Here is a 2,133-nt window from a genome sequence, read left to right as displayed (position 1 = left end):
CGGACCTGACCTCGCCCACGATCAGACCGCGCACTTTCACATCGGCGTTCGACGGCAACGCATTTCCGACGGAATCGGTCACCAGATCGATACCGACGACCTCGTCGAAAGTCTTCATGTACGAGGTGACCGACCACCCCACGAACAGGATGATCATCGCGAACAGCATCAAGCCGAGCAACCTTCGCTTCACCGCGGACGGTGAGTGGATCACAGGGTGCCGCTCGGGAGCAGAGTCCACTCGGACACGACTGTTACAGCGAACGAGGGGGAATCGATCATGGGTCGAACATTAATGTAACCGTCGGTAACGCAATGAATCGAAGACCGGTTATCTACATCACATGTTGCCGGTCAGGAGATCCGGGCCACCATACCCCTGGTACGAAATAGCACTCAAAGGCTTCCGGTCTCGGAATTCGGGCGCGTCTCGTCGGGGGGCAGGAAGGGCAATTCAGCGGCTGTGTCCGCTACGACAGGGGTCGACTGCGAAGATTCTGCCTTCTCTTCGCCCAGATGGAGGGTGTCGAGTGCACGCGGGACAATCCACAATGCGAGTGCGCCGAACAGAACGAGCACGTTCCCCCACTGCAGCACCATTGCCGCGCTGTCGAGGTCGATGATGCGGTCCAGCGCCTGGATGTTCATGACGAATCCGTGCACCACCACGAGTACCCAGAGTCGTCGGTACTTGTAGTAAACCCAGACCGCCGCTGCACCCCACAGTGCTGCCCACACGAACCCGCCGCCGCCGAAGTAGAGATACAGCGATCCGCGCATTGCGCCGGCAAGGATCATGATCCACCCGATGGGTAGTCGTCCGACCAGGAGTAGGACCGGTAGCGCCGCGAGGAGCGGTTCTTCTCTCAATCCGGCCGACACGGCGGCCACGACCGCCAACGTGGGCGACTCGACCACTGCCGGAACCGACAAGTCGAATCGTGCCAGCCCGAGCCGGTCGAGCATCAGGGCACATGCCGAGGATGCAGCAATTGCAGCGCACCACGCGATAGCCGCATCTGCAGCGCTACCACTGCGGCCGGGTAGGACCGACGTCAGAACGCGCCGGCGCAGAAGCGACACCGAGAGGACCGCCACGACGCCCACCGCGAACTGAAGCGTCAACGCAACGAGGTCCGCCACCTGATCACCCGTTGTGAGCTCGGGGGCGGGCGCATCCGGATTCCGCAACCTCCAGAACGATCCCAGAATGCTGATCGAATACAGGCCCAGCCATGCGCACGCGAGCGCGAGCACGAGCACGCCGGTCCCGAGCGTGCTGGGTCGGTAGGACAGGTCTGGTCGCCCCCATATGTGGGTTTCGTTGGACACCGACCACCTCGTTCACTCTTCACCACAACCGAAATCTGTCTACCACGGCAGCGGCCCGCACGTCGTACCCAACAAGTGTGATGCCGAATTCGCCCGCGTGCTCGGCTATTCCGCACCTACACTGACCCGACACCGGAGCGCTCGAGCCAACGTCGGACGCAGGCCAGAGAGGCGCGCAGTGGAGACAGTCGACAAGTCGAGGTCACTCCGCAAGACAGCAGCCATTGCGGTGGCAGTGATCGTCTGTTACGTCGGAGTGCTGATCGCATATGCGATGGCGCATTCGAGTGAACCGACCGACCAGCGTGATCCGGATCCCGATGGCGCCCTCGTGTATCTCGACGTGAGTTCGGTCGCGGGAGCGGATTTTTCGATAGGCGCGCGGGTGTCCGTCTACCCCGGACGCGATCTTGTGGACGACAACGGGTTCCTTGCAACCGACGTGGTAGTCGACGTGACCCCGATAGCGACCGACGATCGACTGGTATTTTCGGCGGGAAGCGCTGTGGGACCGATTGCCGCAACCATCTATGCCGACGGAGATGTCCGTACATGGCCCTTCGACCGGTACACAGCCGATTCTGTGATCGTGCGCGTGTTCGCTCAGACCACAGATGGTCGGGTGTCGATTCCTGCGGAAGTCGTCGTCACCAATTCACTGACCGGTTGGGACGTCGGTGCAGGACCGTCCGGTACCCGAAGTGGTGAGGCGTTCGACATCACGGTCAATCGGACCGCCGTGTCGAAAATCTACGATCTTGCAATTTGTCTCGTCCTGGTGGCCTTGCCGGCGTGTGCGCT

Annotated in this window: 2 protein-coding genes and 1 pseudogene; 1 reads left to right on the top strand and 2 read right to left on the bottom strand. The window is 61.6% G+C overall.

Going from position 1 to position 2,133, the window contains the following annotated elements; translation table 11 throughout:
- Both A2J03_RS22325 and A2J03_RS22320 read right to left on the bottom strand, forming a co-directional pair.
- Window positions 1–214: pseudogene (locus A2J03_RS22325) on the bottom strand (MCE family protein); the annotation flags it as partial.
- A 182-nt stretch (window positions 215–396) separates the two neighbouring features.
- On the bottom strand, window positions 397–1,332 hold the full coding sequence (locus A2J03_RS22320) for a CPBP family intramembrane glutamic endopeptidase (protein ID WP_197480914.1): 936 nt from the start codon (window positions 1,330–1,332) through the stop codon (window positions 397–399).
- 178 nt (window positions 1,333–1,510) lie between these two features.
- Here A2J03_RS22320 and A2J03_RS22315 point away from each other — a divergent pair.
- Window positions 1,511–2,133: DUF4436 family protein (locus A2J03_RS22315; protein ID WP_197480913.1), on the top strand; the 623-nt coding region annotated here is incomplete at its 3' end.

It is taken from the genome of Rhodococcus sp. EPR-157, from assembly GCF_001647195.1.
GTDB lineage: Bacteria > Actinomycetota > Actinomycetes > Mycobacteriales > Mycobacteriaceae > Rhodococcoides.
This window is presented reverse-complemented; position numbering and strand designations above follow the sequence as displayed.